The sequence below is a fragment of the Candidatus Abyssobacteria bacterium SURF_5 genome, from assembly GCA_003598085.1.
GTDB lineage: Bacteria > Abyssobacteria > SURF-5 > SURF-5 > SURF-5 > SURF-5.
Map to the genome: position 1 here is coordinate 45,813 of QZKU01000032.1, position 7,577 is coordinate 53,389.

The 7,577-nt window shown below is 55.8% G+C and carries 5 protein-coding genes; all 5 read left to right on the top strand.

Features of this window, described 5'->3' with window-relative positions; genetic code table 11:
* Positions 1–5 precede the first annotated feature (5 nt).
* The gene (rpoC, locus tag C4520_03760; protein RJP24684.1) at positions 6–4,052 is read left to right on the top strand and encodes a DNA-directed RNA polymerase subunit beta'; all 4,047 of its coding nucleotides are present in this window, start codon (positions 6–8) and stop codon (positions 4,050–4,052) included.
* A 140-nt stretch (positions 4,053–4,192) separates the two neighbouring features.
* Positions 4,193–4,564, top strand: a complete 372-nt coding sequence (locus C4520_03765; protein ID RJP24685.1) for a 30S ribosomal protein S12 — start codon at positions 4,193–4,195, stop codon at positions 4,562–4,564.
* 121 nt (positions 4,565–4,685) lie between these two features.
* Positions 4,686–5,156: a 30S ribosomal protein S7 gene (locus C4520_03770; GenBank protein ID RJP24676.1), complete on the top strand. Its 471-nt coding sequence runs from the start codon at positions 4,686–4,688 to the stop codon at positions 5,154–5,156.
* A 118-nt stretch (positions 5,157–5,274) separates the two neighbouring features.
* A complete protein-coding gene (fusA, locus tag C4520_03775) occupies positions 5,275–7,353 on the top strand; it encodes an elongation factor G (GenBank protein RJP24677.1) in 2,079 nt (692 codons plus the stop codon).
* 44 nt (positions 7,354–7,397) lie between these two features.
* Positions 7,398–7,577 (top strand): elongation factor Tu (tuf, locus tag C4520_03780; GenBank protein ID RJP24678.1); only part of this gene is annotated, 180 nt, incomplete at its 3' end.

Genomic DNA, 7,577 nt, shown 5'->3' on the forward strand with positions numbered 1-7,577 from the left:
CCATCATGATTAAAGTCGCCTCTCCCGAGACCATCCGCAAATGGTCGCGCGGCGAGGTGAAGAAGCCGGAAACCATCAATTACCGCACCTTCAAGCCTGAGAAGGACGGCCTGTTCTGCGAAAAGATCTTCGGGCCCGTCAAAGACTGGGAGTGCAGTTGCGGGAAGTACAAAAAAGTCAAACATCGCGGCATCACCTGCGACCGGTGCGGCGTCGAGGTGACCGAAGCCCGCGTCAGGCGCGAGCGAATGGGACATATCACACTCGCCTCGCCCGTCTCTCACATCTGGTTCTTCAAGACAACCCCCAGTTGCATCGGAAACATGCTTGACCTGAGCGTGCGCTCCCTCGAGAAGGTCCTCTACTTTGAAGAATACATCGTCATCGATCCCGGAAAAACTCCCCTGAAAAAGATGCAGACTCTCTCCGAGGACGCATATCGCAAGGCGCGCGAAGAATTCGGCTACGACTTCGAGGCAAAAATGGGGGCGGAGGCCATCAAACAGCTTCTCGAAGAAATCGACATCGATAAGTTGACCAAGGAACTCCACGCCGAATTCAAGGAATCCAATTCGAAGCAAAAGAAGAAGAAAATCAATAAGCGCCTCCGGATCGCAGAGGCTATCCGCCAATCCGGCAACAAGCCGTCCCACATGATCCTCGACGTCGTCCCCGTCATCCCGCCCGACCTGCGGCCGCTTGTTCCACTCGAAGGCGGACGCTACGCCACCAGCGATCTGAACGATCTGTACCGGCGCGTCATCAACCGCAACAATCGCCTCAAGCGCCTCATCGAGCTGAAGGCGCCGGATGTCATCGTTCGCAATGAAAAACGAATGCTGCAAGAGGCGGTAGACGCTCTGTTCGATAATGGACGCCACGGGCGCACCGTACTCGGAGCAGGAAACCGCCCGCTCAAGTCGCTCAGCGACATGCTCAAGGGAAAGCAGGGCCGTTTCCGGCAGAACCTGCTCGGCAAACGCGTCGACTACTCCGGCCGCTCCGTTATCGTCGTCGGACCCGAACTCAAACTCCACCAGTGCGGCCTGCCGAAAAAGATGGCTCTCGAACTCTTCGAACCGTTTATCATGCAGAAACTCCGCGAACGCAATCTCGCCACCACTATTAAGGCGGCAAAGAAAACCATTGCCCAGGCGAAACACGAGGTGTGGGATATCCTCGAAGACGTTATCCGCGAACACCCCGTGCTGCTTAACCGCGCTCCGACGCTTCACCGCCTCGGCATCCAGGCGTTCGAGCCCGTCCTCATTGAAGGGAAAGCCATTCGAATTCATCCGCTCGTGTGCGCGGCCTTTAACGCCGACTTCGACGGCGACCAGATGGCCGTCCATGTGCCGCTCTCTCCCGAGGCTCAACTCGAAGCACGCGTGCTCATGCTTTCGTCCAACAACATCTTTTCTCCTGCAAGCGGCAGGCCAGTCGTGACGCCCTCGCAAGACATGGTGCTCGGCATCTCGTACCTGACAAAAGAAAGACAAGGCGCCAAGGGCGAGGGACGAAGATTCCGCGACAAGGATGAAGTACTTCTGGCGCTCGATAACGGAATCGTTGACCTGCACGCCAGGATCTTTCTGCGCAGCAACGGAGCACTTCTGGAAACCACCGCCGGCCGCGTGCTCTTCAATGACGGACTGCCGAAAGAACTCCAGTTTGTCAATACCGAACTGAGCAAGGAGGATCTTGGCCGCCTCATCGGGGACTGCTATGAGCGTCTCGGGCACGATAAGACCGTCGAGGTGCTCGATCGCCTCAAGGAGATCGGATTCCGCGAATCTACCAACGCCGGCATCTCGATCGCGGTCAACGACCTGGTGATCCCGAAAGACAAGAAGGAGTTGGTCGCGCAGACGGAAAAGCTGGTCGATGAAATCGATTCGCAGTACCAGCGCGGCCTGATCACCGGCGGAGAACGCTACAATAAAATCATCGATGCGTGGACCCATTGCACTGAAAAAGTCGCGGACAAAATGTTCGAAGAACTTAAGACCGACAAGAACGGGTTTAACGGCATCTACCTGATGGCCAGCTCCGGCGCCCGCGGCAGCAAACAGCAAATACGTCAGCTCGCCGGTATGCGCGGATTAATGGCGAAGCCGTCCGGGGAAATCATCGAGAACCCCATCCGCAGCAACTTCCGAGAGGGCCTGAGCGTGCTCGAATACTTCATCTCCACACACGGAGCGCGCAAAGGACTTGCCGATACCGCTCTCAAAACCGCCGATGCGGGCTACCTCACCCGTCGACTCGTTGACGTGGCTCAGGACGTGATCATCAACGAAATCGACTGCGGCACGCTCAACGGGATTGCCGTTCAGGCCATGCTCGAGAGCAAGGAACAGGTTGAACGCTATAAGGAGCGGATCATCGGCCGCGTCGCACTCGACGATATCATGGACCCGAAATCGAAAGAAGTGCTGGTCGAGGCGGGCAAGGAAATCGACGAAAAAGATGCCGACGAAATCGAAACCAGAGGTATCGATAATCTGCGAATTCGCTCCGTGCTCACCTGCGAATCCGAACGAGGATTGTGCGTGAGATGTTACGGCCGGAACCTGGCCACCGGACAACTCGTCGAACAGGGCGAGGCGGTCGGCATAATTGCCGCTCAGTCCATCGGAGAGCCGGGAACTCAGCTCACCATGCGCACGTTCCATATCGGCGGAACCGCGAGCACCCAGGTTGAAGAATCAACGATTCGCGTCCTGAATTCCGGTATCGTTCAGTACGTCGGACTGCGTACGGTCAAGAACGTGAAGGGCGAAACCGTGGTCGCCGGACGAGGAGGAGATATCATCATTGTCGGCGAAAACGATCGCGAACTCGAACGATTCGCAGTGCCGGCCGGCGCCGTCGTCAAAGTGGAGGAAAAACAGAGGATCAAGAAGGGCGAGTTGCTCGCCGTCTGGGACCCCTATATCCGTTCCATTGTGACGGAGACCTCGGGCAAGGTGAAATACGAGGATATTATTGAAGCGCTGACCATGCACGAGGAACTCGATCTCGTCACCGGATCGCGCAACCGAATCATCATTGAACATAAAGAGGACAAGCATCCGCAGATTTCAATCGTGGACGCCGAACACCCTGAAAAAGTCCTCGACTTCTACACCGTCCCGGTCGGTGCTCACATCACCGTGGACGATGGCCAACAGGTTTTTGCCGGCGAAGTCCTGGCGAAGACGCCCAGAAAATTCAGCAAGACCAAAGACATCACTGGCGGTCTTCCTCGAGTCGCGGAACTGTTCGAGGCGCGCAAGCCGAAGGACCCCGCGATCATCTCCGAAATCGATGGAATCATCGAACTGGGCGGATACCAGAAAGGGCTGCGCAAAATCAAGATCGTCCCGAAAACCGGAAAAGAGCGCGAGTACCTGATTCCGCACGGAAAACACCTGAACGTTCATACCGGCGACCGCGTCGTCGCAGGGCAACAGTTGATCGATGGACCGGTCGTCCCCCAGGACATTCTGAGAGTCTCCGGCGAAAAGCGCCTGCAGGAGTATCTCCTGAGCGAGATTCAGGAAGTCTACCGGCTGCAGGGTGTGCGCATCAACGATAAGCATATCGAAATCATGATCCGCCAGATGCTCAAAAAAGTGAAAATTGAAAACCCGGGCGATACCAACTTCCTCACCAATCAACAGGTCGATAAGACCAAATTCCAGGAGGAGAATGATCACGTCATCCGCGAAGGCGGAGAACCTGCCTCCGCGAAACCGATCCTTCTCGGCATCACTAAGGCCTCACTTGGAACCGACAGTTTCATCGCAGCCGCAGCCTTCCAGCAGACCACGCGCGTTCTGACGGAAGCCGCAATCAGCGGCCGCATCGACGAGCTCAGAGGGCTGAAAGAGAACGTTATCATCGGACATCTGGTGCCGGCCGGCACAGGCTCGAAATTCTACAAGGATCTGACGATCGATTTCGAGCAGCCGGTCATTGCCGTGCCTGTGCCCGAGCAGCCGCCGCTCGTTCCGGCCGGTGACGGCGAGGCCCAGGCCGAAACCAGCGAACAGGTAGAACAAGATTAGAACAAGAAGAAGGGGCTTGACAAGAGGCTCTCGAATCAGTATACTAGAAATCTGTGCCCCATGCGGGTGTAACTGTAGCCCTTCCCGGCATTGCACGTGCAGCCGGGAGCGCAAAACCATTAGAGGTGGGAGAACTTACATTGCCCACAATCAGTCAATTGGTGAAACAAGGGCGCTCACAGCCGAAAGTGAAAACGGCGGCGCCAGCCCTGCAGAGATGTCCCCAACGGCGCGGCGTCTGTACCAGGGTCTACACCGTGACTCCTAAAAAACCTAATTCGGCCCTCCGAAAAGTCGCCAGGGTTCGACTTACCAATGGGATCGAGATCACTGCTTACATCCCGGGCGTAGGTCACAACCTGCAAGAGCATTCGGTTGTCCTGGTGCGGGGCGGGCGAGTTAAGGATATTCCGGGCGTTCGTTATCATATCGTGCGCGGAACTCTCGACACGATGGGTGTGCAGGATCGCCGCCGCGGACGCTCGAAATATGGAGCGAAACGTCCCAAGTAAGGACGCGAAGCCTTATTTTTTACGGCACCACGAGTTGCCCTCACGGCGCCGGGAGTTACGGGATCCCACACGAAGTGAGCAACGTACGTGATGCCGATTTTTATTGTCAGGAGATAGCCAGATGCCTCGAAGGAAAGCAGCAGTAAAACGGGCGCCTCTGCCCGACCCGAAATACAATAGCCAGCTGGTTTCCAGCTTTATCAGTACCCTCATGGCGCGCGGAAAAAAAAGCATTGCTGAGGAGACCGTCTATGCCGCACTCGAAATCGCGGCTCGACGCCTGAACACCGACGTCCTGGACGTCTTTCACAAAGCGCTCAATAACGTGAAGCCCGTTCTCGAAGTGAAATCCCGCCGCGTCGGCGGCTCTACCTATCAGGTGCCCGTCGAAGTGAGATCGGAACGGCGAACCAGCCTCGCCATGCGCTGGATCATCAGCTTCGCGCGCCAGCGAAATGAGAAGACCATGCAGGAAAAATTGGCAGGCGAGTTTATGGACGCCTATAAGGGCGAAGGATCATCAATTAAGAAAAAAGAGGATACCCACAGGATGGCCGAAGCGAACAAGGCATTTGCCCATTATCGCTGGTAATCGGCTTTGACAGATATTAATTATGGATAACGCAGCAGCAGGAAAAATAAACGGCAAAGGAAATACGCCAACGGTCGGCCGTGGGCGCACGCAGTCTGGTATGCCTTCACGAGATAAAATGGATCGGCGCCATCCTCTGTCACACACGCGCAATATCGGAATCATGGCTCACATCGACGCCGGCAAGACAACGATCACCGAACGGATCCTCTACTATACCGGCCGCACGTACAAGATGGGCGAGGTGCACGAAGGCGCCGCAGAGATGGACTGGATGGAACAGGAAAAGGAGCGGGGTATCACCATCACTTCCGCTGCGACCACCTGCTATTGGAAAAACCACCGCATCAATATCATCGATACGCCCGGCCACGTCGATTTCACGGTCGAAGTCGAACGGTCTCTGAGAGTGCTCGATGGCGCCATTGCCGTCTTTGACGGCGTTGCCGGAGTCGAACCGCAAACGGAAACAGTATGGCGGCAGGCCGATAAATACCGGGTTCCCCGCATCGCATTCGTCAACAAAATGGACCGCGTCGGCGCAGACATGGACATGTGCGTCAAATCGATGCGTACCCGCCTGGGCGCCAAACCCGTCGCCATACAGATGCCGGTGGGCCGCGAGGAAAGCTTCTCCGGGATGGTCGACCTCGTCTCTATGAAAGCTTATCATTACGATGATGAGAGTCTCGGCGCAACATATGATGAAATCCCTGTGCCCGCCGAGCTTGCGGCTGCAGCCGAGGCCGGACACCACGCCATCATAGAGATACTGGCCGAAGAAGATGACGAAATCACCGAAAAGTACCTCGAAGGAAAAACAATACCCCAGGAGGAGATCGAGGCCGCCCTCAGACGCTGCACGCTTGCCGGAAAACTGTTCCCCGTCCTGTGCGGAGCCGCCTTCCGGAACAAAGGCATCCAAATTCTTCTCGACGCCATCATAAAATATCTGCCGGCCCCGATAGACGTATTACCGGTGCAAGGATTTTCTCCCACAAAGAAGAAGGATGAACTCCGGCACCCGAGCGATGACGAACCTTTCGCCGCTCTCGCATTCAAGGTTATGAACGACCCGTTTGTCGGAAAGTTGACTTACTTCCGTGTCTACTCCGGAACCGCGAAAACGGGTCAGATGATTTATAACCCCGTTCGCAGAGGGAGAGAGCGCATCGGAAGACTCCTCCTGATGCATGCAAATAAGCGGCAGGACGTGACGGTGGTACGGACCGGAGATATCGTGGCGGCAGTCGGCTTTAAAGACACCACTACCGGGGATACCCTGTGCGATATCAATCATCAGATTGTCCTCGAAAGCATGAAATTCCCGCAACCCGTCATCTCGGTCGCTATCGAACCGAAGACGAAAGCAGACCAGGAAAAATTGGCGACGGCCCTGAGGAAGTTGGCCGATGAGGATCCCACTTTTAAAGTCAAAGTGGACACGGAGACCGGCCAGACAATTATCGAGGGCATGGGGGAACTGCATCTGGAAATCATTATCGACCGCATGCTGCGTGAGTTCTCGGTCACAGCGAATGTCGGAAAACCCCAGGTCGCATATAAAGAGAGCGTCACAAAAGCCGCGCAGGGAGAAGGAAAATTCATCAGGCAAAGCGGCGGGCGCGGACAGTACGGCCATGTCAAACTGCGGGTCGAACCGCAGGATCGCGGGAAGGGATTCGAGTTTATCAATAACGTGATCGGCGGAGCCATTCCCAAAGAATATATCACTTCGATCGAACGAGGGGTCCAAGAAGCCCTTGAAAACGGTATTATCGCCGGATATCCAGTCGTGGACGTCAAGGTTTCGCTGCTCGATGGGTCATATCATGAGGTTGATTCCTCCGATCTTGCATTCAGGATCGCCGGCTCAATGGCTTTTCGCGATGCCGGCTCAAAAGCCGACCCGCAGTTGCTCGAACCGATTATGAAGGTCGAAGTCGTCGTGCCCGAAGTTTATATGGGCGACGTGCTCGGAGATATAAACTCCCGACGGGGGCGCATCGAGGGAATCGAGACCCGCGGGAACACGAAACTGGTGAACGCCCTCGTTCCACTGGCAGAAATGTTCGGGTACGCGACCGATCTGCGGTCGAAAACACAAGGACGGGCAACCTATACAATGCAGTTCTCTCACTATGGGATCATGCCCAAAACCTTGGCTGATTCAATTGTCGAGAGGATAACTGGATAACTTCCTGAAGGAAGATATTTGGAAAGGACAGGAGGCGGCAATACATGGCCAAGCAAAAATTCGAGCGGACGAAGCCGCACGTAAATGTAGGCACCATTGGACACGTGGATCACGGGAAGACCACGTTGACATCGGCGATCACGCGGTGCCTGTCGAATAAAGGGCTTGCGGACGTAAAGAAATTCGAGGACATCGACAACGCGCCCGAAGAGCGGGAGCGGGGG